The 24,718-nt window shown below is 70.9% G+C and carries 24 protein-coding genes; 6 read left to right on the plus strand and 18 right to left on the minus strand.

The features are described from left to right. Positions 1-21 precede the first annotated feature (21 nt). Complete coding sequence (locus ABZT04_RS21825) at positions 22-687, plus strand: TetR/AcrR family transcriptional regulator (protein WP_355916168.1); 666 nt, start codon at positions 22-24, stop codon at positions 685-687. Between the two features lie 68 nt (positions 688-755). Next, a complete protein-coding gene (locus tag ABZT04_RS21830; RefSeq protein ID WP_356058482.1) occupies positions 756-1,817 on the plus strand; it encodes a dihydrodipicolinate reductase in 1,062 nt (353 codons plus the stop codon). 46 nt (positions 1,818-1,863) lie between these two features. Here ABZT04_RS21830 and ABZT04_RS21835 read toward each other — a convergent pair whose 3' ends face one another. From ABZT04_RS21835 to ABZT04_RS21850, 4 genes are all read right to left on the minus strand, one after another. Continuing rightward, on the minus strand, positions 1,864-2,385 hold the full coding sequence (locus ABZT04_RS21835; RefSeq protein WP_356058483.1) for a MarR family transcriptional regulator: 522 nt from the start codon (positions 2,383-2,385) through the stop codon (positions 1,864-1,866). 94 nt (positions 2,386-2,479) lie between these two features. Then, complete coding sequence (locus ABZT04_RS21840) at positions 2,480-4,132, minus strand: carboxylesterase family protein (RefSeq protein ID WP_356058484.1); 1,653 nt, start codon at positions 4,130-4,132, stop codon at positions 2,480-2,482. 72 nt (positions 4,133-4,204) lie between these two features. Continuing rightward, positions 4,205-4,939, minus strand: coding sequence for a polysaccharide deacetylase family protein (locus tag ABZT04_RS21845; RefSeq protein WP_356058486.1), 735 nt, complete (start codon positions 4,937-4,939; stop codon positions 4,205-4,207). After that, positions 4,936-6,648 (minus strand): UDP-N-acetylglucosamine--N-acetylglucosamine transferase, encoded by a 1,713-nt coding sequence (locus ABZT04_RS21850; protein WP_356058487.1) that lies wholly within the window; start codon positions 6,646-6,648, stop codon positions 4,936-4,938. The genes ABZT04_RS21845 and ABZT04_RS21850 overlap by 4 nt, the downstream gene beginning before the upstream one ends. 187 nt (positions 6,649-6,835) lie before the next feature. Here ABZT04_RS21850 and ABZT04_RS21855 point away from each other — a divergent pair, with 187 nt between their 5' ends. The 3 genes from ABZT04_RS21855 (at position 6,836) to ABZT04_RS21865 (ending at position 9,478) form a co-directional block, all read left to right on the plus strand. Continuing rightward, on the plus strand, positions 6,836-7,261 hold the full coding sequence (locus ABZT04_RS21855; RefSeq protein ID WP_356058488.1) for a BlaI/MecI/CopY family transcriptional regulator: 426 nt from the start codon (positions 6,836-6,838) through the stop codon (positions 7,259-7,261). 4 nt (positions 7,262-7,265) lie between these two features. Further along, positions 7,266-8,279 carry a M56 family metallopeptidase gene (locus ABZT04_RS21860; protein ID WP_356058489.1) on the plus strand — a complete coding sequence of 338 codons (1,014 nt, stop codon included), beginning with the start codon at positions 7,266-7,268 and terminating at the stop codon, positions 8,277-8,279. Between the two features lie 263 nt (positions 8,280-8,542). Further along, on the plus strand, positions 8,543-9,478 hold the full coding sequence (locus ABZT04_RS21865; RefSeq protein ID WP_356058490.1) for an alpha/beta hydrolase fold domain-containing protein: 936 nt from the start codon (positions 8,543-8,545) through the stop codon (positions 9,476-9,478). A gap of 66 nt (positions 9,479-9,544) precedes the next feature. Here the strand turns inward: ABZT04_RS21865 and ABZT04_RS21870 are convergent, their stop codons facing one another. From ABZT04_RS21870 to ABZT04_RS21890, 5 genes are all read right to left on the minus strand, one after another. Continuing rightward, positions 9,545-10,624 (minus strand): Ldh family oxidoreductase, encoded by a 1,080-nt coding sequence (locus ABZT04_RS21870; protein WP_356058492.1) that lies wholly within the window; start codon positions 10,622-10,624, stop codon positions 9,545-9,547. A gap of 21 nt (positions 10,625-10,645) precedes the next feature. Further along, positions 10,646-12,355: a thiamine pyrophosphate-dependent enzyme gene (locus ABZT04_RS21875; protein WP_356058493.1), complete on the minus strand. Its 1,710-nt coding sequence runs from the start codon at positions 12,353-12,355 to the stop codon at positions 10,646-10,648. 13 nt (positions 12,356-12,368) lie between these two features. Beyond that, complete coding sequence (locus ABZT04_RS21880; protein WP_355916198.1) at positions 12,369-13,229, minus strand: amidohydrolase family protein; 861 nt, start codon at positions 13,227-13,229, stop codon at positions 12,369-12,371. Between the two features lie 153 nt (positions 13,230-13,382). Next, the gene (lhgO, locus tag ABZT04_RS21885; protein WP_356058495.1) at positions 13,383-14,591 is read right to left on the minus strand and encodes an L-2-hydroxyglutarate oxidase; all 1,209 of its coding nucleotides are present in this window, start codon (positions 14,589-14,591) and stop codon (positions 13,383-13,385) included. A 31-nt stretch (positions 14,592-14,622) separates the two neighbouring features. Beyond that, positions 14,623-16,071 (minus strand): aldehyde dehydrogenase family protein, encoded by a 1,449-nt coding sequence (locus tag ABZT04_RS21890; RefSeq protein WP_356058496.1) that lies wholly within the window; start codon positions 16,069-16,071, stop codon positions 14,623-14,625. 235 nt (positions 16,072-16,306) lie between these two features. On the opposite strand from ABZT04_RS21890, the gene ABZT04_RS21895 reads away from it, so the two are divergent. After that, positions 16,307-16,594 carry a putative quinol monooxygenase gene (locus tag ABZT04_RS21895; protein ID WP_356058498.1) on the plus strand — a complete coding sequence of 96 codons (288 nt, stop codon included), beginning with the start codon at positions 16,307-16,309 and terminating at the stop codon, positions 16,592-16,594. A 45-nt stretch (positions 16,595-16,639) separates the two neighbouring features. On the opposite strand, the gene ABZT04_RS21900 is transcribed toward ABZT04_RS21895, so the two are convergent. From ABZT04_RS21900 to ABZT04_RS21940, 9 genes are all read right to left on the minus strand, one after another. Next, positions 16,640-17,668, minus strand: a complete 1,029-nt coding sequence (locus tag ABZT04_RS21900; RefSeq protein WP_356058499.1) for a methionine synthase II (cobalamin-independent)-like protein — start codon at positions 17,666-17,668, stop codon at positions 16,640-16,642. Between the two features lie 3 nt (positions 17,669-17,671). After that, on the minus strand, positions 17,672-18,148 hold the full coding sequence (locus ABZT04_RS21905; RefSeq protein WP_355916213.1) for a heme-binding protein: 477 nt from the start codon (positions 18,146-18,148) through the stop codon (positions 17,672-17,674). Next, the gene (locus tag ABZT04_RS21910) at positions 18,145-18,930 is read right to left on the minus strand and encodes an alpha/beta hydrolase (RefSeq protein WP_356058501.1); all 786 of its coding nucleotides are present in this window, start codon (positions 18,928-18,930) and stop codon (positions 18,145-18,147) included. Before ABZT04_RS21910 ends, ABZT04_RS21905 begins: the two co-directional genes overlap by 4 nt. A gap of 26 nt (positions 18,931-18,956) precedes the next feature. Then, entirely contained in the window at positions 18,957-19,328 is a 372-nt protein-coding gene (locus ABZT04_RS21915; RefSeq protein ID WP_355916220.1) for a VOC family protein, read from the minus strand. Continuing rightward, positions 19,325-20,095, minus strand: a complete 771-nt coding sequence (locus ABZT04_RS21920; RefSeq protein ID WP_356058502.1) for a fumarylacetoacetate hydrolase family protein — start codon at positions 20,093-20,095, stop codon at positions 19,325-19,327. The genes ABZT04_RS21915 and ABZT04_RS21920 overlap by 4 nt, the downstream gene beginning before the upstream one ends. 4 nt (positions 20,096-20,099) lie before the next feature. Continuing rightward, entirely contained in the window at positions 20,100-21,548 is a 1,449-nt protein-coding gene (locus ABZT04_RS21925; RefSeq protein ID WP_356058504.1) for an NAD-dependent succinate-semialdehyde dehydrogenase, read from the minus strand. 41 nt (positions 21,549-21,589) lie between these two features. Then, positions 21,590-22,507 (minus strand): VOC family protein, encoded by a 918-nt coding sequence (locus ABZT04_RS21930; protein WP_356058505.1) that lies wholly within the window; start codon positions 22,505-22,507, stop codon positions 21,590-21,592. 169 nt (positions 22,508-22,676) lie between these two features. Continuing rightward, entirely contained in the window at positions 22,677-23,588 is a 912-nt protein-coding gene (locus ABZT04_RS21935) for a LysR family transcriptional regulator (protein ID WP_356058506.1), read from the minus strand. A gap of 178 nt (positions 23,589-23,766) precedes the next feature. Continuing rightward, the gene (locus ABZT04_RS21940) at positions 23,767-24,717 is read right to left on the minus strand and encodes a sugar ABC transporter substrate-binding protein (protein WP_356058507.1); all 951 of its coding nucleotides are present in this window, start codon (positions 24,715-24,717) and stop codon (positions 23,767-23,769) included. Between the last annotated feature and the right edge of the window lies 1 nt (position 24,718).

A 24,718-nucleotide genomic window follows, 5' to 3' on the forward strand; every position in this document is an offset into this window, starting at 1 on the left:
AAGTGGAGTATCGTTCTTCATGTGACAGCTGTCCCCGAAGAACAACCAGCCTGGCGCCAGCGCGCCGTTGAGCGTTCCACCCGTGCCGCCAAGCTCCGCGCCGAGCAACGGGTGCAGCGCTTCCTGGACGCGGCGCAGGAACTCATCGCGGAGAAGCGTACGACGGACTTCACCGTCCAGGAGATCGTGGACCGCTCCAAACAGTCACTGCGCAGCTTCTACCAGCACTTCGACGGCAAACACGAGCTGCTGCTCGCTCTGTTCGAGGACGCGCTGTCCAAGTCGGCCGCCGAGATCCGCGAGACGGCCGGCTCCCAGTCGGATCCCCTCGAGGCGCTGCGGACCGCGGTGAAGATGCTGTTCGAGCAGTCGCTGTCCAACCCCGGTGTGGAGCGCCCCCTGTTCAGCGACTTCGCGCTGCAACTCCTCGTGAAGCATCCCGCTCAGGTGGCGACCGCTCATCTCCCCCTGCTCACGGTGTTCACGGAGTTGGTCGAGCAGGCCGAGGACGCCGGCGTCATCCCCGCCGGGAAGCCCCGCCGACAGGCGTCGATCCTGATGCAGACCGTCATGTTCGTCGCACAGGGCAACGGAGTTCCGGCCGGCAGCCACACGGCGGCGGTCACCGCCGAGGAGGTCTGGCAGTTCTGCCTCGGCGGCCTCTCCGGCGTCCCGGTGCGCAACTGACAGCGATGTGATTGACGCTCTCCGAAACGGAGAGTACGGTTCTCGCCCACCGGAACGGGAGGTGGGCGATGACCGAGCCGCTACGGCACGGAGTACAGCGCTACCGGGTCGTGCAGTGGGCCACGGGAAACATCGGCGCCCGCACCCTGCGTGCCGTACTGGAGCATCCGCGTCTCACCCTGGCCGGCGTCTATGTCCACGCGCCGGCCAAGTCCGGCCTGGACGCGGGTGAGTTGAGCGGGGGCGGCCTCGGCCCGACCGGCATCGTCGCCACGCACGACCTCGACGAGATCCTGGCGCTCGGCGCCGACTGTGTCCTCTACACCCCGCGGAGCTGTGACTTCGACGAGGTGTGCGCGCTGCTCTCGTCAGGTGTCAATGTCGTGTCGACGCGCGGCGAGTTCCATCACGCGCCGAGCCTCGACCCGGTGGTGCGGAAGCGGATAGAGGACGCGTGCGAGCGGGGCGGGACCTCCGTCCACAGCACGGGCAGCAGCCCCGGGTTCATCACCGAGGCCCTGCCGCTCACCCTCACCTCGATCCAGCGGCGGCTCGACGCGCTGACGATCGACGAGTTCGCCGACCTGTCCCAACGGGACTCCCCCGGGCTGCTGTTCGAGGTGATGGGCTTCGGGCAGCCCCCTGCCGAGTTCGGCGCGCAGCGGCTGACCGGGCTGCGCGACAGCTTCGGCCCGTCGTTGCGGCTGCTGGCCGAGGCGCTCGGGATGCCGCTCGACTCGGTGGAGGCGACCGGCGAGGTCGCGACCGCCCGGCGCACGACGCGGATCGCGGCGGGCACCCTGCCGGCCGGCACCGTGGCCGCGCAGCGGATCACTGTCTCCGGCCTGCGGAACGGGCATCCTCTGCTGCGGTTCCGCGCCAACTGGTATTGCACCACCGACCTCGATCCCGCCTGGGACCTGCGCGCCACCGGCTGGCACGTCGCGGTCGAGGGGGACGCACCGCTCGACATCGACCTGCGCTTCCCCGTGGCCCTCGACCGGATGGCCGCGATGTCCCCCTCCTACACCGCGAACCGCGCGGTGAACGCGGTGCCGTTCGTCTGCGCGGCGGCCCCCGGAATCCGCACCACGGCCGACCTCCCCCAGATCGTCGCCGAGCTCGGCTGAGGCCGGCGCGATCCGTACCCGGCACACCGCACCCGGCACCCCGCGCTCAGGCGGTGCCGACCGGGGCCGCGACCTCCTGTTCGCCGTCCTCGTCGATCGCGTACGTCAGGAAGTCGTCGACCATGCGATGGAACAGCGTGGCCAGTTGCCGCAGTTCGTCCGTCGACCATTCCGAGAGGGCCATCTGCATTCCGCGCGCACCGGCGTCCCGGACGCTGGCGACGGCTTTCTGTCCGGCCTCGGTCAGCTCGATCCGCTGGGCTCGCCGGTCGTCGGGGTCGGGCACGCGGGTGACGTAGCCGGACTTCTGCAACTGCTGCACGGTCCGCGTCACATGCGAGGCCTCGACTCCGAGGCGGTGCGCCAGCTCCCCCGGGCGCAGCGGCTCGGAGTCGGCGACCTGCCGCAGCAACGCCACCGCCGCACGGTCCAGGGGCACCCCGGCGAGAGCCATGAGCCGGTCGTGCTGGCGGGCGCGGGTGCTCAGGTAGGTGATCCGAGTGAGGGCTCGCTCGATCTCGGTCACCTCCGGGGAGGCGGGGGCAGTGGGGACCGGTGGTGTGGACATGGGAACCACTTTACCATATTGTTGCGTAACTCAAGTAAGTTACTGCGCGCGTTTACCCTGGATACGGCGATGAGAGTACTTCACCGGCCGGACGTCACCAACGCTTCTGGCCCGCGAAGAACCGCTCGAAGAAGTCCACCTTGGCCGCGTCCGCCAGGGCGAGGGTGCCGAACCGGTCCCCCAGTTCCATCGTGGTCGCGAAGCGGTGGTTCGCCGCGGGCCAGCGGGTGAGGCCGTGGCCGTTGGGGTCCCCGTGGGTCGCGAAGTTCACCACGTAGTCGGACAGGGTGTCGGCGACCACGCGGTCCGCGTCGGTCCAGGGCAGGTCGGTGGCGTAGAGGTTGTCGAAGACGTAGTTGATCTCCGAACCGTGGTAGGCACCACGGGAGTTGGGGCCGGTCGCCGTGGGCGGGACGTGCTCCCAGTAGTACGTGTACACCGGGCTCTTGGCCGTCTTCGCCCACTCGGCCGCCCACAGGTCGGCGGAGACGCGCGAGCCCTCGCGGGCGGAGGCGTTGCGGGCCTGGCCCGCCTCCGTGTCGGTGGTGGCGGGGTAGAGCTTGAGGAACTCGTCGGCGAGCGGGCCGTATTCCTTCTGCGCGGTGCTGAGATAGTCCGCGAGCTTCACCGTCGGGGTCGGGGAGGCGCCGTTCTCGTCCTTGTTGCCGCCGGCCAGGACGGGGACGTCGTTCAAGTGCCCGCCCGCCAGGGCCTGTTCGTAGGTCCACGGCTTGACCCAGCCGTCGAGGACGGGGCGGAACTCCGGCGGGTTGCCGTTCACCGGTCCGCTCACTGAGGTGTCGCTCGCGTTCTGACCCGCCATCAACTTGTCGCTCGCCACGGCACGGAGCGCGTCGAGCGAGGTGGCGCCGAGTGCTGCGGCATAGGCGGTGCCCTGGCTCTCGGCGGTCTCCAAAGTGCGGTACGACGCCGCCAGCGCGGCGATCTCGGGGTCGCCGGTGGCGCGGGCGCCGCCGCTCTCGGAGATCGCGCCCTGGAACAGGCCCTTGGCGAGCGGGGAGTAGATGAGGTGCATGACCGAGGCGCCGCCCGCCGACTGGCCGGCGATGGTCACCCGCTGCGGGTCGCCGCCGAACGCAGTGATGTTGCGGCGCACCCAGCGCAGGGCCGCGATCTGGTCGAGCAGGCCGTAGTTGCCGGACGCCTGATGGCCGGACTCCGCGCTGAGTTCCGGGGTGGAGAGGAAACCGAACGCGCCGGTGCGGTAGTTGAGGGTCACCACGACCAGGCCCTTGGCGGCGAGGCCGGCGCCGTCGAAGCCGGGGTCGGAGGCGTACCCGCCGGTGAACCGGCCGCCGTAGATCCAGACCAGGACGGGGCGCTTCTCCCGTGAACTCGCGGCTCCGGTCCAGACGTTGAGGTTGAGGCAGTCCTCGCTCATCGTGACCGCGGCCGAACCCATCGTCTGCTGTGGGCAGATGTCCCCGAAGGTGTCCGCGACGCGCACGCCCGTCCAGGACTTGGCCGGCTGCGGCGGGCGCCAGCGGTTGTCGCCCGCCGTGGTGTCCGCGTACGGCAGTCCCTTGAACACGGTGACGCCGGAGACCAGGGACGCGACTCCGGACACCCGGCCGTTGTCGATCCGGAGCGGGCCGGTCAGCGGGGTCGCGGAGGTGTCGCGGTCCGCCGCGTCGGCGCCGGTCCCGGCGCCGACGAGTGCGGCCGTCGCGGCGACGGTCAGCGATCCGTTGAGGAAGGTCCGACGGTTCATGGCGTTCGAAAGCATGGGGGGCTCCCTGGTCTAGGTACTCGCGAACGTAAATTCCGCCGACCAGGAGCGCCAACAATATTGTCAACTTCAGAGGTGATCCACAGCATGCTCCCGCAGCGGCCCCACCGACAGACCCCGCGCGGCGCAGGTGTCGAGGATGCGGGGTACGGCGCCGAGGGTGGCGCGCCAGGAGCCGGCGGCCGAGGTGCAGTCGGAGTCGTGGAGCAGGACGGTGCCGCCGCCGCGCAGGTCCCCGGTGACCGTCCGGTGGACCGATTCCGGTGTGGCACGCGCCCTCCAGTCCTCGCCCCAGGCCGTCCACAGCACCGGCGTGAGGTCCAGGCGGCGGGCCGCGAGGTGGGCGGCGGTCGACATCACGCCGTAGGGCGGCCGGAAGAGCCTTGGCGTGCGTCCGGTGAGGTCGCCGACCGTGTCGCGGGCGCGGGCGAGGTCGTCGTGGGTGGCGCGGGGGCCGCGCAGGAGCAGCGGGCGGTGGAGCCAGCCGTGCACCGCTATCTCGTGTCCGGCGGCGGCGATCTCGCGCACCAGGCCGGGGGTGCGCGCGGCTTCGCGGCCGAGCAGGAAGAAGGTGGCGTGGATCCGGCGCTCGTCCAGCAGGCGCAGGAACAGTGGAGTGGACAGCGGGTCCGGTCCGTCGTCGAAGGTGAGCGCCACGTGGTCGGGCCGACCGCGTCCGGAGAGGCGGGGCATCACGCGGTTGCGGAGCGGGCCGTAGGTGGAGAGGACGGGGGCGGCGTACGCGGCGGCGAGGAGGGGCAGCGCGGTGAGGGCGGTGTTTCGGAGCAGTCGTGCGGCGGTCACGAGTGGCGGCCCTCCGCATGGGCGGTGTGGGGCGTGTGGGGGGCACGGCCGAAGTCGTCGAGGTCCAGACCGTGGCCGATGGCGTGCATCAGGCCGGGGCCGCCGTCGGTGGTGGCGACCGCGGTACCGACCGCACCCGCCCAGACCCCGCAGGCCAGAGCCACGGTGACGGCGAGCCGCAACGCGGTCGGCCGGGCCCCGCGCGCGGACCGGACGGAGAGCCCGGCACCCGCCCGAGGCACCGCTCGGCCGAGAGAAGCCCCACCGGTAGGCGGAACGGCGGGCGGGACGCCCACCGGACCAACCGCCCGGCCGGCGCGCAGCGCACCCGTGAACGCGGCGAAAGGCCCGAGACCCGCCTGCCGCGACCCTCGGCCGGCGGGCGCCCCACCTGCGGGAGCGACGGAAGGCCCGGCACCCGCCAAGGAGGCGGAACTCCCGACCCGGGTCCGACGCCAGCCCCGGCCCCGGCCCCCACCGGCAGGCGGTCCGCCCTCGGAGTGGGCGGTGGGTCCGACGCCCGTCCGGCAGACCCGGATCGTCTCGGCGGCCGGGCCGCGGTCCGAGCCGGGGATCTCGCCGGCAAACAGGGCGAGGCCCGCTTCACGTTGCAGCAGGCCGCGTGGGCCGTCGATCAACTCGCCCAGTACGACTTTGAGTTGGTCGGGTTTGCGGATCCACGCGGCGACGCCCGCCTCGTCCAGGGCCGCCGCGTTGGTCAGGCCGTGGCCCGGTATGCAGCCGTAGCTGGCGACGGGCAGGCCGGTGGCGAAGGCCTCCAGGGAGGTCAGGCCGCCGGCGTTCTGGACCAGGACGTCGGCGGCGTGCATGAGGCCGGGCATGTCGTCGACCCAGCCGTGGACGTGTTCGATGCCGTCCGCGCGGAGTTCGTCGGCGAGGGCCTCGTTGCGGCCGCAGACCACGACCGGTACGGCCGCGCCGCAGTCGCGCAGCTCCCGGGCCACCTGTCGGACCGGGCCCACACCCCAGGAGCCGGCCACCAGCAGGGCCAGCGGGGCGTTCGCGGGCAGGCCGAAGCGGGCGCGGGCCGCGGTGCGCGCCGCGGTGCTCACGGGGTGGAAGCGCGGGTCGGCGACCGGGCCGCACACCCGCACGTCGCGGGCGCCGGCGGTCCGGGCCTGGGCGGCGGGCACGGCGTGCAGCGCGAGGTGGACGTCGACGCCGTCGGCCACCCAGAGGGGGTGCACCGAGAAGTCGGTCAGGTAGGTGAGGACGGGTACGGTCAGCCGGCCGTCGAGCCGGAGGGAGCCCAGGACCCGGCTCGCGCCCGGGTAGGTCGAGACGACGGCGCCGGTGTCGGCGGGCAGGGCGCGCAGCAGCCGTTCCTCGGCGGAGCGCAGCAGGGCTCGTGCGAGGGGGCCGCCGCCGCCGGCGCGCTCGGTGCTGCTGTAGATCCGCTGATAGATCCACGGTGCCCGGACGAGCATGCGGTGGTAGCCGTCCCGTACCAGCCGGCCGAGCCGGGCGGGAAGCACGTCCAGCAGGTCGAAGCGGTCGACCGGGAGACCGGCCGCCACCAGGCGCCGCTCCAGTTCGGTGGCGGCGCCGTCGTGACCGGCACCGACGCTCGCGGAGACGATCACGACACGCTCGGCCGACGACGGGCGGCGAGGCGCGGGTGCCTGCCGGGAACGCAGGGCGGCGGCCGCGAAGGCACGCAGATGCGCCGTACTTCCGAGGTGGGGCATGGGCTATTTCCTCCGCAGGTGGAGTGGAGCGGCGAAACTCTACAACATGTAGTAGGTGAATTCGTACAACATGTAGTAGGCAGAGTTCGCGAAGCCTTGCCCGACCCCTCCGGTGCACTTCTTACAGGCCGTAGTAGGTCGGCGGGTAGGCTGGGACGCCGAGCGGTGAGAGGCGGTGGGGTGAACAGTGCATGACCCGAAGAACGACGAGTCCGGTACCACGTCCGGCCGACGGGCGCGCGGTGAGTTGGAGAGCGGTGTTCTCGCCGCTCTCTATGGGGCCGACCAGCCGCTGACCGCGCGCGAGGTCAGGGACCGGCTGCCGGGAGACCTCGCGTACACCACCGTGCTGACGATCCTGTCGCGGCTGTACGACAAGGGCATGCTCGTCCGGCAGCGCGCGGGCCGCGGCTACGCGTACGCGCCCGCGCGGGACGAGGCGACGCACACCGCCGAGCGGATGCGTTCCCTGCTGGAGCACGGCACCGACCGCGAGGCGGTACTCACCCGCTTCGTCTCCGAACTGTCCGAGAAGGACGAGCAGTTGCTCCAGCGGCTGCTCGCCGGGCACGACGGGCCGCACCACACCGGCCGCGCCGACGAGGGATCGTGAGCCGGTGCTGATCAGTGTGTACGTCCCCCTCCTGATCACCATGGTGATCGCGGTGTTCGCGCCCCGCGCCGCCGCTCTGCTGGCCCCGCGCCCGGCCGCCTGGTCGCTGGCGTCCGCCGCTCTGGTGGCGTCCCTGGGCTGGCTGGGCTCCCTGGCGCTGCTGGCGTTCGCCGGTCTGGTGCAGATCCCCGAGGTCGCCGAGGAGGGCCGGTGGTCGGTCGCGGCCGTGCGCGCCTCCGACCCGGTGTATCTCACGGTCGCCGGACTCGCCGCGCTCACCCTCCTCGCCTCCCTCGCGGGCCTCGTCGTCGCCACCACGCGTCAGCTACGGCATCTGCGCTGGGCCCGTCGCGAGTGCCGACTGCTGCCCGGCGACACGGAGTTGGCGGTCCTCGACATGGAACTGCCGGAGGCCTTCGCGCTACCCGGGGCACCGGGGCGGATCGTGGTGTCACGCGGGATGCTCCGCTGCCTCGCCGAGCGTGAACGCGAAGCACTTCTGGCCCACGAGCGGGCCCATCTGCGCGACCGTCACCATCTCTTCCAGACCCTCTGGCGGCTCACCGCCGCCGTGAATCCGCTGCTACGACCGCTGTCCGGCGCGGGCGGTTTCGTCCTGGAGCGCTGGGCCGACGAGGAGGCCGCGGTGCGCGTCGGCGATCGTACGGTCGTCGCCCACGCGGTGGGCCGGGCCGCGCTCGCCACCTCGGCGAACCGTTCCCGGCCGGTCCTGGCCGCGACCGGCGGAGCGGTACCGCAGCGGGTGCGGGCACTGCTCGCGCCTCCTCCCCCGCGCCGGGCCCTGCCGTTCGTCGCGGGCGCCGCTCTGCTCGTCGTGTGCTGCGCGAGCCTGGCGGACGCCGCGACCGACAGCGAGCAGATGATCGAGACGGCCCAGCACGCGGAGTGTGTGGCGTCGGTGACGGCGGCCGCGCCGTCGTCGGTTCCGCCGCACGGGCCGTGCTGCGAGCACCGGCACGACCACGAACGACTGGCCGGGCCCGTCGGACACCGCTGATCGGTAGGCCGACAGCACGGCCGGCATCGCGGGCGCGACACCGGGTCGCCCCGACCCACCCCCTGCACCCGCGCGGACCGCCCCCGCACCACCCACCCGCCCCCCGTGCCACAGCCCACAGGCCGCCGCCCTGAACAGGTCCGTTCCCGGCATCTGCGCGCCGCGCACCCGTGTTATCGTCGCCCTACCCATCGCCAGGAATCCTGTCGATCCAGCCCCGGCGACCGGGCTCCCCTTCGCGCGTACTCCATGAATGGAGCGGCATGTCTGTTCTGGCCCGGCCGGTGGTGGCCGCCATCGCCGCCAAGTCCCTGCAACGTCTTACCCGGATGGCCGACCGGCGCCCGAGCGGGCGGGGATCCGCCGCCGCCTCGCATCAGCGATTCCCGGACTTCCCGCGCCGAATACGGGAGTTGACGATCCCGGCCACGGTCGCCCCGGCCCGCGCCACGGTGTACCTGCCCGCGTCGGAGGATCCGTCCCCGCCGGTGCACGTGAACTTCCACGGCGGCGGCTACGTCATCCCGCTGACCGAGATGGACGACCCCCTGTGCCGGTACCTCGCGGCGGAGGCGGGCGTCGTGGTCGTCAACGTGGACTACGTCGTCGCACCGCAGCACCCCTTCCCCGCGCCGCCCCGGCAGGCGTACGAGGTCGTGCGGTGGATCGCGGAGCACGGCGCCGAACAGGGCTGGGACGGCGACCGGCTCACCGTCGGCGGGCAGAGCGCCGGAGGCGGACTCGCGGCGGCGGTGGCCCGGCAGGCGCTGGAGGAGGGCGGCCCCTCGATCGCGCTCCAGGTGCTGCACTATCCGCCGCTGGACCTCGCGACCGGCGCCAAGGACAAGCACGCGGCCATCGCCAAGCCGGTACTGCGGCCCTGGATGGCCGACCTCTTCGACGCGGCGTACGTCCCTGATCCGAAGCTGCGCACCGACCGCCTGGTGTCACCCGCGCACCCCTCGGACACCGCGGACCTCAAGGGCATGGCCCCGGCCCTGGTCGTCACGGCCGAGTACGACCTGCTGAAGGCGGAGGGCGTCGCCTACGCCGCCCGGCTGCGGGCCGCGGGCGCCCTGGTGGAGCACGTCGACGTCGCCGGAGCCGACCACGGCTACGACGGCACGGACGACGAACGGGCCCTGCACACCTATGCCCTGATTGCCCGTCAGATGCGGGATGCCGTGGGCTCGGCCTGAACTCAGCGTACGGAAAGCGCACTTCGCCGACCGTCCCCCCTCGGACGGTCGGCGAAGTGCAGTCGTTCACGCCGAGGGCACCGGCTCCGGCAGGGTGAGGCCGAACTTGCCCGCCGCCTCGGTCAGTTCACGCCACACCTTGGGCGCGACGGGGATGCCCTTCGCGCCGCGTGCCTCGGCGACCGCGGCACTGCGCTCGCCGGGGTAGAAGACGCCCTCGGCGCCATCGGCGGGGGGCAGTTGCTTCAGCGTGCCCAGCGTGTCGTCGACCGCCGCAGTGAAGGCGGCCGGGTCGCCGAAGGCCGCCGGGTCCAGGGCGATGAGCAGCGCGTTCTGGCGGTGCTTGCGGCCCTGGGGGTCGTCCGAGTGGAACGCGGCGAAGATCGGCGCGCCGATCAGCACGCTGGTGAGCAGTTCGAAGGCGAGGGACATCCCGGATCCCTTGGCACCGCCCAACGGCAGTGGCATGACGGCCAGTTCGGGGTCGGTGGTCGGGGTGCCGTCCGCGGTGGCCGCCGCGCCCTCGGGCAGCGGGGTGCCGCTCGCCTTCGCCTGGCGGATCTTGCCCAGGGCGATGGTGGCGGTGGCCATGTCCAGCAGCAGCGGGGCGTGGGCCTGCGCCGGTACGGCGATGGCGAGCGGGCTGGTGGCCACGGCGGCGCCCTTGACGCCGGTGTAGCCCATGTTGGGCATCCCGGAGACATAGCCGATGCCGACGAGGCCCTGCTCGGCGATCTTCGACACGTAGTAGCCGATGGCGCCGGTGTGGACGGTACGGCGGACCCCGACGGCGGCGACGCCGCTGGTCCTGGCCCGGGTGACCGCCTCGTCGGCGGCGGCGCTGAGGGCGACCGGGCCGGGGGCCCGGTCGGCGTCCAGGACGGCGGCGGCCGGGGCGGTGGACTCGATCCTGATGTCGGCGTCGGCGTTGGCCACCCCCTTGGCGAGCAGCTCCAGGTAGGCGGGGACGCGGGCGATGCCGTGCGAGTCGACGCCGCGCAGCGCGGCCCACACGAACACGTCGGCGGTGGTGCGCGCCTGCTCGGCGTTCAGGCCGCCCTTTTCCAGAAGGGCGGCGGAGAAGGTGCGCAGGTCGTCTGCGGCGACAAGGACCTTGCCCGGCTTGGGCGTTGCGGTGTCGGACATGGTGGCGGGTGCCTTCCTGGTTCAGCGGGTGACGAGTACGTCGACGACGGCGGTGGTGCCCTCCGCCACGGCCTTGAGCGCGCGCTCCAGCGCGGGTGCGAGGGCGTCGGGCGCGTCGACGGTCTCGGTGTGCATCCCGAACGGCTCGGCGAACGCGGCGAGTCGGGGCAGCCGGTGCAGATCGGTGCCGAGCCACTCGCCGGTGTCGGCGGCGGCGCCCTCGGGATAGAACCTGCGGTGGTTGAGGTTCATCGACTTGTAGACGCGGTTGTTGAACACCACGATCAGCAGCGGGAGTTCGTACGCCTTGGAGGCGTCGTAGGACTGGATGACCGGGTTGTACGCGAACGCGCCGTCGCCGATGGTGAGCACCACCGGGCGTTCCTGGGCGGCGAGTTTGACGCCGAGCGCGACCGCGATGCCCTGGCCGAGGCCGCCCTGCACGTAGAAGTACGAGTCGGGGTCGGCCGTCTGGACGTGGCGCTTGACGACGCGGCTGTGGGTGATGGTCTCGTCGACGACGATCCCGTCCTTGCCCTCCAGCAGTTGGCGCAGCGTGGCGGCGACGAGCACCGGGTCGATGCCCTCGGCCTGCCGCGCCTTCGCCTCGGCGCCGGCGATGGCGGCCTGCTCGGCGGCGTGCCGCTCCTCCTGCGCGGTGCGCCGTACGGCGACTGCCGCCGTGTCGAGATCCTTCGCCCGCTTGGTCAGTTGGCGCAGGGTGTTGGCGACGTTGCCTTCCAAGTACGTGTCGGCGAACAGGACTTGGTAGACGACGTGCGGGCGCTGCGGTACCTCGTCGATGACGACGATCGTCGCCTTGGAGGGGCGGCGGGACGGCGGGTAGAAGGGTGCCCGGCAGTTGACGAGGAGGATCAGGTCCGCCTCGTCCATCCACGGTCCGATGTCGCTGCCGGCGTGCAGCGGGTGGGTGCGCGGGAAGTTGCCGCACACCGCCGAGTCGGGCTCGACGACCGGGATGTCCCAGGCCTCGGCGAAGGCGACGAGGGCCTCGAAGCCGCCCGCCTCGCGCCCGGCCGTCTCCGTGACGACGACCGGGTTCTTCGCCTCGCGGATCAACTGGGCGACCGGATCGACCTCTTCGGGCGAGCTGTGCGTGGAGCCGGGCTTCACGATGGGCTTGGCCTCGCGGCCGTCCCACTCCTCCAGGAGGATCTCCAGCGGCACGTTGAGGTACGCCGGTCCGGCCGGGGCCCGCCAGGCCAGCTCCGCCGCCCGCGCCACCATCGTGGGCAGGGTGTGGACGCTGGCGGCCTCGTTGGACCACTTCGTGAAGGGCTGCGCGATCTGGTGCGGGCCGCCCACGATGGACAGGTTGCGGTACCACTGGCCGCCCGGGTCCTGGCCGGGGCCGTCGCCGTAGGTGGTCGACTCCGAGGAGCTGACGACCATCGGGACGCCCGCGAGCAGCGCCCCGTGCACGGCCATCGAACCCTGGAGCAGACCGGGGGCCGCGTGCAGCAGCACGCCCTGCGGCCGGCGCTCGAGAAGTCCGTAGCCGGTGGCCATGCCGACGGCGACGGTCTCGTGGGTCAGGTCCAGGTACTGCGGGCAGGGCAGTCCGTCGCGGTGGCGGCGGGCCAGGGACTCCCAGACGGGGGCCCACTCGGAGCCCGACGAGCAGAAGATGTAGTCGGCGCCGACGGCGTTGAAGGCGGTAACGAGAGCGTCGCCGCCGTCGGCGCCAGGGGTGTGGGTGGTGTCGGTCATCTCTCGTGTTTCCTCAGCCCTCGATCGGCCAGTTCAGGACCTCGGAGATACCGCGGCCCATGATCCATTCAAGCTCCTCGGGCGTGAAGTCCCAGTGCTTGGTGAACTGCTCGATCGTGTCGGTGTACGTGATGCCGTGCCCGAGCAGGCGGGTGATGTCGGTGCCGTAGAAGCAGCGCTGCGGGCCCATCTTGTCGACCATCTCGCGCACGTACTTCTGGATGTTGTTGTTCGGGAACGGCTGCGTGGAGTAGCCCGGGAGCGCCGAGACCTTCACGTAGATGTTCGGGTGGGCGGCCAGGTCGGCGGTCTCCGAGACCCAGTAGCCGATCGCGTCGTCGACGCAGCGGGCCATGATGCCCATGTGGTCGATGATGATCTTCAGCTCGGGGTGCTTGGCGGCGATCTCGCCCAACTCCCGCTTCCAGATGGGCGCGTGGACCATCGTCGGGATGCGCAGCTCCTCGGCGATCGGCCAGTACCAGTCGTTGGTGCCGTCGATCATCCAGTTGCGGTCCTGCGGCCGGTGGAAGGTGAGGCGCGTGCCCTTGACATGCGGGTTCTGCGCGAAGTCCTTCAGCATCGCCTTGCCCTCTTCGGGCTTGTTCTGCGGGATGCGCGCCATGATGCCGAAGCGGTCCGGGTGCGCCTCGCAGGCCTCCAGGGCGTAGTCGATACGGTCGCCCTCCCAGGACGGCGGCAGGATGAGGGCCCGGTTGACGCCGGCCTCGTCCATCAGCTCCAGCGCCTCCTCGTAGGAGAAGGGGTCCTCGCGGTGTCCGTTGAGGCGGATGCGCTCCCGCGCGCCCGGGACCCAGGGGCGGTCCGGGGTCTCTTCCTTCCAGATGTGGATCTGCGTGTCGACAACGAACATGTCCTGAACTCTTTCTCTCGAAGGTCTCTCGAAGGGCTTGCGGAGGAGGTGATGAGGTGGTGTGGAAGGAACGCTAGGCGGGCCGCGAGGCCTTGCCGAGCCCCGGGAGCGCAAGCAGTAGTTGCGCGAAACACCGCTGCACGCAGGGCATTCTCAACTTGCGGACGGTGCGTCGAACACGGCGCCCACGATGTGCTCGGCGATCGCCATGGACGCTGTCGCGGCCGGCGAGGGCGCGTTGCGCACGGCGGTGATCCGGCCCACCTGATGGATGCGGAAGTCGTCCACCAGCGTGCCGTGGGGGTCCAGCGCCTGGGCACGGACGCCCGCCCCGCCGCGTACGACGTCGGCGACGCCGACACCGGGGACGTACAGCTTGGCGTCCTTCATGAAGGCCTTCGCGGACAGTGAGCCGCGGTACTCCTTGATGCCGGTGCGCCAGTGCTGGGCGGCCATCTTCCAGGAGCCGGGATAGGCGGCGAGCTGGGCGAGGTCCTTCACGGAGAGGCGGCTGAGCTTGTAGCCCTCCTTGGCCAGGGCCAGGACGGCGTTCGGGCCGACCTCGACGCTGCCGTCGACGCGCGGGGTGAAGTGCACGCCGAGGAAGGGGTAACGGGGGTCCGGCACCGGGTAGATGAGCCCGCGCACCAGGTGGGTGCGGTCCGGCTTGAGGAGCATGTACTCGCCCCGGAACGGGATGATCTTCGGTTCCCTCTTGTCCTGCGCGAGCTTCGCCACGGCGTCGGAGTGCAGGCCCGCGCAGAGGATCAGCCGGTCGACCCGGACGCGTTCCTGTCCCGAGGCGACCTCGATGGCACCCGGCACGTTGGTGATCGACGTGACGGGGAAACCGAGCTTCACCTCGCCGCCGGAGGCCTCGATGTCCTTGGCGAACTCGCGGGCGATCGCCGGGTAGTCGGTGATCGCGGTGCGCGGGGAGTGCAGGGCCGCGATACCGCCGACGTGCGGCTCCAGCTCCTTGATCTCCTCCCGGGAGATCTTGCGGAGTTCGGGCACGTGATTGTTCCTGGCCCGCTCGTACAGGTTCTCCATCCGGCCCAGTTCGTCCGGGCGTACGGCCACGACGAGCTTGCCGATCTCGTCGTACGGCAGCCCTCTGTCCTGGCAGTACTCGCGCAGGATCGATACGCCCCGGACGCACAGGTCGGCCTTGAGGCTGCCCGGCGCGTAGTAGATGCCGGCGTGCACGACACCGGAGTTGTGTCCGGTCTGGTGGACGGCGACCGCGCGTTCCTTCTCCATCACCACGACCCGGGTGCCGGGGCGGCGCAGGGCGATCTCTCGGGCGGTGGCCAGGCCCACGATGCCGGCGCCGACGATGCCGATCGTCTCGTCAGCCATCGGCATCCTCCTCTCTGTCTTGCACGTCTGTTCAGGCGCCGATGTGGATGGCGACGGTCTTGACCCGGGTGGAGAAGCGCAGGACCTCGTCGCCCTGCTCCTTGTAGCCCGTGCCGGAGTCGTGGAATCCGCCGAAGGGCAGGTGCACGTCCCAGCCGGGAGTGGTCGCGTTGACCGCGATCTGCCCGCACTCGGCGTCGTCGGCGAAGCGGTACGCGGAGGCGAGGTCGCGGGTGAACACGGCGGCGGCGAGCCCGAAGTCGGAGTCGTTCACCGCGTCCACGGCCTGCGTGAAGTCTTCTACGGCGCGGACGGCGAGGACCGGTCCGAAGACCTCCTCGCGCCAGATCGCGGTCTCGGCCGTGACGTCGGCGAGAACGGTCGGCTGGACGAAGCAGCCGTGCGCGTGGTCGCCCTCGGTGTCGGCCGCGCCGCCGGTGAGGACGGTGGCGCCCTGGTCGACGGCGCCCTTGAGGTGGGCGAGGACGCTGTCGCGCTGCTTGGGGCTGGACAGAGGGCACAGGGTGGTCGCGGGGTCGCTGCCGGGGCCGACCTTCAGCGCCTCGACCTCGGCGACCAGCAGCCTGGTGAACTCCTCGTACACCGGCCGCTCGACGATCACGCGGCTGGTGGCGGTGCAGCGCTGGCCGGCCTGTCCGAAGGAGGCGGCCACGACGGTCTTCGCGGCGAACGGCAGGTCCGCGTCCTTGAGGACGACGGAGGCGTTCTTGCCGCCGAGTTCGCCCTGGAAGCGGACGTTGCGGTCGGCGAGCCGGCGGCGGATCCGGTTGCCGACCTCGTTCGAGCCGGTGAAGGTGATGCCGACGATCCGCGGGTCGTCGAGCAGCGCCTCCTCGATCTCGGCCGTGCGGCCCGTGACCACGTTCAGGACGCCTGCGGGCAGGCCCGCGTCGTGCAGGGCGCGGGCGAAGTGCAGGCCCGACAACGGTGTCTCGGTCGCCGGCTTGAACACGGCCGCGTTGCCGGTGGCGAGCAGCGGGGCGAGCTTGCGGGCCGGGGTGATCAGCGGGTCGTTCCAGGGGCTGATCACGAGGATCACGCCGATCGGCTCGCGCTGGGTGTGCACGCGGGTGTTGGGGCGGGCGTCGTGCAGGAGGGTGCCGTAGCCCTGGCGGGCCAGACCCGCGTAGTAGTCGAGGAAGTCGGCGGCCTTGAGGGTCTCGCCGCGGGCCTCGGCGCCGGTCTTGCCGTTCTCGGCGGTGACGTCGGCGGCGATCTCCTCGACCCGCTCGCGGATCAGCTTCGCCGCCTCGGTGAAGATCCGGGCCCGCTCGAAGGGGCTGGTGCGCTTCCATACGGCGAAGCCGCGCTCGGCGTGGTCGTAGGCGCGGGTGACGTCCTTGGCGGCGAGGGCGGGGATGCGCGCGAGGGGGGTGCGGACGTCCGCGGGATCGTGCACCTCGATCCACTCGCCGGTCGCCACCCACTCTCCACCGGAGAGGGTTTCCAGGCTTCGCATGAAGATCACTTCCTTCGTCCGCCGCGGCGCGGGTCCGCGGTCTGCACAGTCAGCGGCCACAGTGGGCCGAATGCGACAACACACCATGTGGGGGCGGTGCCACCAGCCCCGCGCGGGCAGGCATTGCTTGCGCCGCGCGCAGGTCGGCGGAGGGTTGTCCCGTGTTGGAATCGGCAGGCCGGACGGCGTGTACCGGGCCGCCGGGAGCCGAGGATTCGATGAGGAGAGACACGACATGGCCTACGCAGTCATCGCCCACTACTTCTGCGAGCCCGCCGACGAGGCCACGGTGCGCGCCGCGTTGCTGAAGGTGCGCGAGCAGACCCGTGCCGAGCCGGCGAACCTGGCGTACGAGGTGCACGCCGAGGCGGACAAGCCCGGCAGTTTCGTGCTGTACGAGCGGTACGCCGACCGGGCAGGTTTCGACGCGCACAAGGCGGCCGAGCACTTCGACGAGCTGATCGTGAAGACGGTCTGGCCGCTGCTGACCGAGCGCAGGGTGACATTCGCCGAGGTCCTGTGACGGACACAGCCGGGAAGCGCGTCCCCGCGCTTCCCGGCTCGTACGTCAGAACTCGTTGCCCCACACGTACCGGGCGACCGTCTCCACCAACTCGATCTTCCGGCGCTGTTCCTCGGCGCTCAGCAGCGGCCGGCTCGCCACGTCGGCGAAGCCCCGGGACGGCGCCACGGCCCCGTCCTCCAGGTCCTTGAACTCGCCCACGGCGTCGATCCTGGACATCACCGTGTCGACGTCCTCCAGCGCGGGCACGGTCGCGTCGACGACACCCAGGCAGAAGTCACGGTCCTCCGGAAGGGCCTTGACCAGGGCGAGTTCGGCCGGGGTGCCCTGGTCGAAGGGCAGGACCCAGCGGTCGGCGCCGATCTCGCCGTAGAGCTTCTCGGCACGGGCCCAGTCCACCGCGGTGGGGGCGACCGGACCGGGAGCCATCGCGATCCTCACGCCCTCGGGGCGCTCGTCCAGGCGTACCGCCAGGGCGTCGACGGCGAGGGCGTCCGCGAAGGAGAGCGCGCCCGGGTCGGCCGGGTCGGTGGCCAACTGCCCCAGCAGGAGAGGGTTGTTGAGCTGGATCAGGCGTACCCCGCCGGCGACCAGCGCCGCTATCTCCGCGCGGACGATCTCCGCGAGCGCCTCCCCCAACTCCCGTGCGGAGGACGGGCCGAGACCTGCCTGGTAGGTGGTGGCGGCGAGGTAGGCGGGTGAGGGCAGCGAGGCCTTCGGGGCGATCAGGGTCAGCTCCGAGAGGCGTGCCGTCCAGTCCGCGAGCAGCGGTCCGTTGGCCTTCGGAAGGGACTCCGCGACCCAGCGCACCAGGCCGTCGACGTCGGTCTCGTCCGTGCGCCGGAACCCTGATACTCCGTCAAGAACCGCGCTGCGGAAGTCCTCCCGGGGGAAGTCACCGTCGGTGACGACGGTGGAGCGCAGCTTGCGCTGGAGGACAACGGCGTCCTTGACCGCCTGGAGCTCCGCCTCCTTCAGCGCCTCGGGGTCGCCGGCCGCGCGCGCGGCGATCAGCTCCGACGGGCGGACCAGGCTGCCGTGGTGGTCGATGCGGTAGTTGAACGTGTCCGCCATGGGTCATGCGTCCTTTCCGGACGAGGCAGGCTTGCCCGCGACACCCCAGGCGGCGAACTCCAGTTCGTAGCCGAGCGAGGCGAGCACCTCCTCGGCGATCTGCTGGTCCTCGTCCGCGGTGCCGCCCGCGATGCCGAGGCCGCCGATGATCTCGCCGTCCTTCTTGATGGTGAGACTGCCCTCGGTGGCCATGATCGGCATGGCGGCGCCGGGGAGTTGGGAGAGCTGGGAGAAGAAGACCGGCTGGCTCTCCTGCCACTTCTTGAGCATCTTGCCGGGGCGCTGCATGATGGCCGCGGTGTACGCCTTGGCGCGGGCGATGTCCGGGGTGAGCGGGCGGGCGCCGTCCGGGCGGCGGATGGCGATCGGGAAACCGCCCGCGTCCACGACGGCCACGCTCACCGCCTTCCCGACGGACTGGGCGCGTTTGTGGGCGGCGTCGATGATCTCCTCGGCGGCGGCCAGGGTGAGGCTGCTCATGCTGCTTCCTTCGGTGCGGTGAGGGTGCGGCGCAGGTGGGCGACGGCGGCGTTGTACTTCTCGGGCGTCTCCCAGTACATGGAGTGCGGGCCGTCCGGGACGATCTCCAGGTGCGAGCCGGCCAGCAGTTCGTGGGCGCGGGTCACGGTCTTCACGCTGAGCACCGCGTCCTTCTCGCCCGCGAGGAAGGCGACCTTGACGCCCGAGGCGCGGATGTCGTCCAGCGACGGGCCGTTGGTGTCGAGGTTGCGCAGGTCCTGCATCTTGGCGACGTTGAACGTGCCCATCTGCTGGAAGAGGAAGGTGAGGTCGGCCCGCTCCTGCTGGAACCTCTTGGTCAACAGGCGGTCGATGACCGGCAGTTTGACGGCCTCGGCGCGGTCGGCGGCGGCGAGTTCCTTCAGCTCGGGGTGGCTGATGCCGCCCAGCGAGTGGCCGAGCACGACGGAGCCGACCCGCTCGGGCCGCAGCAGTCCGGCGCGCAGGGCGGCGACGGACCCGATGGACTGCCCGACGAGCATGGCGTCGGTCAGGTCCTCCTGGTCGAGGACGGCGACGACGTCACCGGGGAAGTCCTGGCCGTCGAACTCGGGCATGGAGGAGTCGGACTTGCCGAAGCCGCGCAGGTCCACGGTGACGACCGTGAACTCCTCGCGCAGCGCGGCCACTTGCTGCCACCAGGCGGCGTGGTGGCCGCCGCTGCCGTGCACGAACAGGATCGCCGGACCGTTGCCGTGGCGCTCGTAGTAGATGGAGGTGCCGTCGGAGTCGGCGATGGGCATGGGGGTTAACTCCTGTACGCGCGGGGCTAGTTGGGGCGGCGGCCGTGGAAGACCAGCTCGATCATGGTGTGGTCGGGGTCGTGGATGTAGCAGAACTTCGACTGGTTCTCCGGCCGTTCGATGGGCCGGGTGTGCCGGATGCCGAGGTCGTTGAGGTGGGCGAGGAACTCGTCCCAGTCGTCGACCTCGACGGCGAAGTGATAGGGCGCCATGCGCTCCATCTCCTCGACCGGGGTGAAGTGCAGGTCGAAGTTGCCGCGGGTCATCAGCACCACGCGGGTGTTGGACTTGGGCTGGATCCGCTTCATCCCGAAGACCTTCGTGTACCACTCGGCGGTCCGGTCGGGGTCGGTGGTGGGGAAGTTGACGTGGTGGATGTAGCGGGGTGCGCTGCTCATGACGGATTCCCTTCGCGGTGTACGGGGTTGGACAGGACGCCGATGCCGCTGATCTCGATGTCCACGGTGTCCCCGGGTTCGAGTTGGCAGGTGGACTCGGCGCCCATCCACAGCACGTCCCCCGGGTGCATGGTGATGTGCTTGGTGAGCTCGACGATGTGGTCGTAGGGGTCGAAGACCATGTCGCCGGTGGCGAACGAGGCGCGGACCTCTCCGTTCACACGGAGTGTCGTGGTCTGCGCCAGGGCGTCGACGTCGGTCTCTATCCACGGACCCATCGGCTTGAACGTGTCGCTGTTCTTGCTGCGCCAGAACGAGCGGTCCTGGTGCTGCCAGGTGCGGGCGCTGACGTCGTTGCCGATCGTCCAGCCGAAGACCGACTTGCGGGCCTCGTCGTGGGTGGCGTGCCGCAGGGTGCGGCCGATCACGGCGACGAGTTCCGGCTCGGCCTCGAAGCGGCCCTCGACCTCGGCCGGCTTGACGATGGGCGAACGGTGGCCGGTGAGCGCGTTGTTGGCGCGGTAGCCGACCTCGGGGCGGGTGGGCGTCTCGGCGTGGGCGTGCGCGATGTGGCGGGGGTAGTTCATGCCGACCGCGTAGAACACGGGCGGGACGACGACGGGCAGCCACTGGGCTTCGGCGATGGGCACAGTGCCGATGACGGTCGGGTCGCCGTCGATCGGGGACTCGGACAGCAGCTCGATGTCCTCCTCCCCCACGCGGCCCCAGACCGCCCGTCCGCCGACCGAGACGCGGGTGTACCTCATCGCGTCAGCCCGCCAACTGGTGGGACACGCGCTTGGTGATCAGATAGGCGTCGAGGGCCTCGGGGCCACCCTCCCTGCCGTAGCCGCTCTCCTTGACGCCGCCGGAGGGGGCCTCCGCGACGGAGCCGCCGCAGTGGTTGATGGAGAGGATGCCGGCCTCCAGCGCGTCCGAGAGCTTCTCGGCGGTCGCGGCGGACTCGGTGAACCCGTAGGCGGCGAGGCCGTAGGGCAGGGCGTTGGCGAGGGCCAGGGTCTCGTCCAGGTCGGTGAAGGGGACGATGGGCGCGAGCGGGCCGAAGGGCTCCTCGTGCATCAGCCTCGCGTCCGCCGGTACGTCGGTGAGGACGGTCGGGGCGTAGAAGTAGCCGTCGCGCTCCAGGCGTTGGCCGCCGGTGAGCACCTTGGCGCCGCGTTCGACGGCGTCGGCGACCAGGCTTTCCATGGCTTGCAGCCGGCGCTCGTTGGCGAGCGGGCCCATGCCGGTCTCCGAGTCCAGACCGTCTCCTACGGTGATTGCCTGGGCGGCCTTCACGAACTCGGCGGTGAACTCCTCGACGATGCTCTCGTGGACGTAGAAGCGGCTCGGCGAGGTGCACACCTGGCCGGCGTTGAAGAACTTCGCCTGAGCGGCCTTGCGGGCGGCCTTCACCGGGTCGGCGTCGGCGCACACGACGACCGGGGCGTGGCCGCCGAGTTCCATCAGGGTGGGCTTCATGACCTCGCCGGCCTGGGCCGCGAGGAGCTTGCCGACCGGGACCGAGCCGGTGAAGGCGACCAGGCGGATCTTCGGTGAGGGGATCAGATGGGCGGAGACCTCGGCCGGTTCGCCGAAGACGAGGTTGATGACACCGGCCGGGAGTCCGGCGTCGGCATAGCAGGCCACGAGGGCGGCGGCGGTGCCGGGGGTCTCCTCGGACGCCTTGATGACCATCGAGCAGCCCGCGGACAGCGCGGAGGACAGCTTGCGGTTGGGGCCGCCGACGGGGAAGTTCCAGGGCACGAACGCGGCCACGGGGCCGACGGGTTCGCGGCGGACGGTGAGGACGGTGCCGGGTGCGGAGGGGATGATCCGGCCGTAGGCGCGGCGGGCGTCCTCGATGTGCCAGCGCAGGGTGTCGGCGGTGCGCAGCGCCTCGGTGGTGCCCTCGCGCAGCGGCTTGCCCTGTTCCTGGGCCATGATCCGGCCGATCTCCGGGGCGCGCTCGGTGATGAGGTCGGCGGCGGCGTGCAGGATCGCGGAGCGCTTGGCGATCGGGGTGGCGCGCCAGGTGCGGAAGCCCTCGGTGGCCGCGTCGAGGGCGCGGTCGAGGTCGGCGGTGGTGGCGAGGGGTACTTCGCCGATCACCTTCTCGGTGGCCGGGTTCACGATCGGGGCGGTCCGTCCGGTGCCGCCCTGGCACCACTCGCCCGCGATGTACATGCGGACGGCGGGGTAGCCGTGGTCGGAGGTCATGAGTGGGTGCCCTCTCAGGCTGGGAAAGTCTGGATGGTGGTTCAGGAGGCGGGGGCGTCCTGGTCGCGGTTGGAGCGCAGCGCCCAGATGTGGTGGGGCGGAGTCGTCTCGTGGACGCGGGTCTCGTAGGTGTCGTCGACGCGGTCCATGTCCGCCGCATACTCGACGCGGCCGCCGCACGGCGCGTGCAGGAACCGGAACACGTTCGAGCCGACGGTGTGGCGGCCCAGCTTGCGGGCCTCCCGCCAGCCGCGCTCGATCATGAAGTTGCCGCCCTCGATGACGTCGTCGAAGCCGGGGACCTCGTAGGCGATGTGGTTGATTCCGGCGCGGTCGGGGCGGTGGCACAGCAGGATGGTGTGCTGGTCGTCGTCGCCCGGTGCCTGCATGAAGACGCCCATCGGTTCGACGACGTCGGTGGGCCGGAAGCCGAGCCGCTCGGTGTAGAACGCGACGGCCTCCTCGCGGCCGTCCTTGACGATGTTCAGCGCGACATGGCACATGCGCAGCGGGAAGGCCCGGGTGAGCGGTTCCAGCGCGCTGTTCCAGCGGTCGACGCTGCCCATCGCGTTGGCGGGCCGCGGGGTGACGTCCACGTCCTTGGGGCGGGCCAGGGTGAGTCCGACGCCGTAGCCGCTCTCGTCGACGGTGTGGAAGACACCGTCGGCGCTCTCGTGGACCTTGCGGTCACGGCCGACCGCGGTGACGAGCCGGGCCAGTTCCTCGGGGGTGTCGACGCCCCAGACCATCTCGCGGATGGTGGGGCCGGCCTCCAGGGGCGGCGGCAGCAGCGGGCCGGGGACGGTGTCCAGGTGGAGCGTCTGTCCGGTCAGGGTCTCGAAGACCGCGTGCTCGTCGGTCCGCTCCAGCAGGAACAGCCCGAAGTCGTCGAAGAACCGTACGCACTCGTCGAGATCGTCGATGCCGTAGGTGACCGATTCGATTCTCTGGATGCCCATCGATTCCTCGCTTCGTCGCGGATCTCGCCTGCGGTGCTACTACGGTCACCGGTTCTCCGCGATCGTAGATTTGCGGCTTTGACCACCTCAACAGCCAGGTCGCGCAGGCATTGCAATCGTTTCTTGCGTTATCGGTCGCCGCTCCTGACGGCGGCCGTACAGGCGCGGGTCAGCGGCCGATCGCGGGAATCGGATTGTTCGAGAACCACTCGGTGAGGAAGTCGAGAAACACGGTGACTTTCCGCGGGGTGGCCTGGCCGGGGCCGTAGATCGCGTACAGCGGACGGTCCGGTACGGCGAGTTCGGGCAGCAGGACCTTGAGGGCGCCGGAGAGGAGGTCGTCGTAGGCGGGGCGCTGCGGGAGCAGGGCGATGCCGCGGCCGTGGACGGCGGCCTTCTGGAGCGCGAGGTAGGAGTTCGAGGAGAAGGCTACGTTGCGGATCTTGTGCAGGGTGGAGGAGTGTCCGTGGCCGATGCGCCAGACCGGGTCGTTGACGTGGACGAGGCAGTCGTGGTGGGCGAGGGCGTTGGGCTCGGTCAGCGGGCCGCCGCGCTCCAGATAGGTCTCGGACGCGCACAGGACGAAGGGCAGCGAGGCGATCTTCTTCAGGCGGACGCTGGAGTCGCGCAGGTCGCGGGTGTGGAAGGCGACGTCGAATCCGCTGTCCAGGAAGTCGTACGTGCGGTCGGACATGCCGCCGAGTTCGAAGCGGACGTGGATCTTGGGGTGGGCGGCGGAGAAGGCGGCGATCGCGTCTCCGAGGTCCAGGCTGCCGATCCACTTGGGGCAGATGATGCTCAAGGTGCCCTCGGCGCGGTCGTGCAGGTGCGAGATGACGGCGTCCTCGGCCTCTATCTCGTCGAGGATGCGGGCCGCGAACTCGGCGTACCGGAGTCCTGGTTCGGTGAGGCTCACCGAGCGGGCGGTGCGGTTGACCAGACGGACGCCGACCTGTCGCTCCAGTTCGGCGACGTGGCGCGAGACGAGCGAACCCGACGAGCCGAGTTTCTTGGCGGCGCCGCTGAAGCTCCCGGTCTGCGCGACGGTGACGAAGCTGTGCATGAGGAGCAGTCGATCCATGATTCCTCCGGAGGCCCACGTGTGCCAGGGGTGGGCCCCGGCGGCGGTGCCGGTCGTACATAGGGGTCCGGTCGGATCCGGAATGTCCTCATAGCGGCTCTATCAGGACACTCCAGCGGCATGCCGGACGGGCGGCTCGGGACGGTGCGGGGGCAGACACGCTGCCCACGCGGCGGTGTTACTCGGGGCAGTACTGGGGTGCCTTGCTCAGGTTGTCCTTGGTGACCAACAAAAGAGGAATGTTGGCAATCTTGTCAACCTTCTTCTTGGCCAGGAGACCGACCGCGTTCTTGACCGCGGTCTGCCCGATCGACATGGCCGAGTTCGCCACGGTGGCGGACAGCCGGCCGTCCTTGACGGCGGCCAGGCCCTCGGCGGTGCCGTTGGCGGTCACGATCTTCACGTCCTTCTTGCCGGCCGCGTCGAACGCCTTGCGGGCGGCCAGCGCCATGTCCTCCGAGGCGACGAACGCGTACTGCAGGTCCGGGTGGGCCTGGATCATGTTCTCGGCGACGTCCTGCGCCTTCACCGGGTTGAACATGCCCGGCTGGTTCGCGACCACCTTCGCGGTGCTCGGCAGCGCCTTGGTGAAGCCGCCCACCATGAGGTCGGAGGCGGCGCCGGGCGCGCCCGCAATGACGCCGACCTGCACGCTCTTGCCGGCCGCGTCCTGCTCGATCCAGCCCGCGTCCAGCGCGCCGAGCTTGCCGAGGTCGACCACGGCGGCGCCGAGGATGTCGTTGACGTCGCTGGTGGCCACGGAGGTCAGGTAGATCGGTATGTTCGCGGCCTTCGCCTTGGCGATGTCGCCCTTCAGCGCGTCCACGTTGACCGTCTGCACGATCAGCGCGCTGACATTGCGCGAGGTCATGTCCTCGATGTTGGACAGCTCGGTGGTGGAATTCTGGTGCGAGTTGGCGGTGAAGACCTTGGCGTTCTGTGTCTTCGCCGTCTGCTCGACCGCTTTCTGCAGACAACTGTGGAACTCGGTGTCGCCGCCGTTGACGAACCCGAGGGTGACGTCACCGGAACTGCCGCTGTCGTCGCTCGCACCGCAACCGCTCAGCACCAGGGTGGTGCCGGCGAACGTGGCGAGCATGGCTCTGCGGGATGGGACCGAAATTCTCATG

The organism is Streptomyces sp. NPDC005492 (genome assembly GCF_040605995.1).
Taxonomy (GTDB): domain Bacteria; phylum Actinomycetota; class Actinomycetes; order Streptomycetales; family Streptomycetaceae; genus Streptomyces.

Bases quoted from the DNA above. Each gene is read 5' to 3' on its own strand.
- ABZT04_RS21930 (WP_356058505.1), bottom strand. From the start codon at position 22,507: ATGGGCATCCAGAGAATCGAATCGGTCACCTACGGCATCGACGATCTC.
- ABZT04_RS21925 (WP_356058504.1), bottom strand. From the start codon at position 21,548: ATGACCTCCGACCACGGCTACCCCGCCGTCCGCATGTACATCGCGGGC.
- ABZT04_RS21940 (WP_356058507.1), bottom strand. From the start codon at position 24,717: ATGAGAATTTCGGTCCCATCCCGCAGAGCCATGCTCGCCACGTTCGCC.
- ABZT04_RS21850 (WP_356058487.1), bottom strand. From the start codon at position 6,648: ATGCCCCACCTCGGAAGTACGGCGCATCTGCGTGCCTTCGCGGCCGCC.
- ABZT04_RS21840 (WP_356058484.1), bottom strand. From the start codon at position 4,132: ATGCTTTCGAACGCCATGAACCGTCGGACCTTCCTCAACGGATCGCTG.
- ABZT04_RS21905 (WP_355916213.1), bottom strand. From the start codon at position 18,148: ATGAGCAGCCTCACCCTGGCCGCCGCCGAGGAGATCATCGACGCCGCC.
- lhgO (WP_356058495.1), bottom strand. From the start codon at position 14,591: ATGGCTGACGAGACGATCGGCATCGTCGGCGCCGGCATCGTGGGCCTG.
- ABZT04_RS21910 (WP_356058501.1), bottom strand. From the start codon at position 18,930: ATGCCCATCGCCGACTCCGACGGCACCTCCATCTACTACGAGCGCCAC.
- ABZT04_RS21900 (WP_356058499.1), bottom strand. From the start codon at position 17,668: ATGGCGGACACGTTCAACTACCGCATCGACCACCACGGCAGCCTGGTC.
- ABZT04_RS21935 (WP_356058506.1), bottom strand. From the start codon at position 23,588: ATGGATCGACTGCTCCTCATGCACAGCTTCGTCACCGTCGCGCAGACC.
- ABZT04_RS21870 (WP_356058492.1), bottom strand. From the start codon at position 10,624: ATGTCCGACACCGCAACGCCCAAGCCGGGCAAGGTCCTTGTCGCCGCA.
- ABZT04_RS21865 (WP_356058490.1), top strand. From the start codon at position 8,543: ATGTCTGTTCTGGCCCGGCCGGTGGTGGCCGCCATCGCCGCCAAGTCC.
- ABZT04_RS21875 (WP_356058493.1), bottom strand. From the start codon at position 12,355: ATGACCGACACCACCCACACCCCTGGCGCCGACGGCGGCGACGCTCTC.
- ABZT04_RS21920 (WP_356058502.1), bottom strand. From the start codon at position 20,095: ATGAGGTACACCCGCGTCTCGGTCGGCGGACGGGCGGTCTGGGGCCGC.
- ABZT04_RS21895 (WP_356058498.1), top strand. From the start codon at position 16,307: ATGGCCTACGCAGTCATCGCCCACTACTTCTGCGAGCCCGCCGACGAG.
- ABZT04_RS21830 (WP_356058482.1), top strand. From the start codon at position 756: ATGACCGAGCCGCTACGGCACGGAGTACAGCGCTACCGGGTCGTGCAG.
- ABZT04_RS21915 (WP_355916220.1), bottom strand. From the start codon at position 19,328: ATGAGCAGCGCACCCCGCTACATCCACCACGTCAACTTCCCCACCACC.
- ABZT04_RS21880 (WP_355916198.1), bottom strand. From the start codon at position 13,229: ATGTTCGTTGTCGACACGCAGATCCACATCTGGAAGGAAGAGACCCCG.
- ABZT04_RS21835 (WP_356058483.1), bottom strand. From the start codon at position 2,385: ATGTCCACACCACCGGTCCCCACTGCCCCCGCCTCCCCGGAGGTGACC.
- ABZT04_RS21890 (WP_356058496.1), bottom strand. From the start codon at position 16,071: ATGCGAAGCCTGGAAACCCTCTCCGGTGGAGAGTGGGTGGCGACCGGC.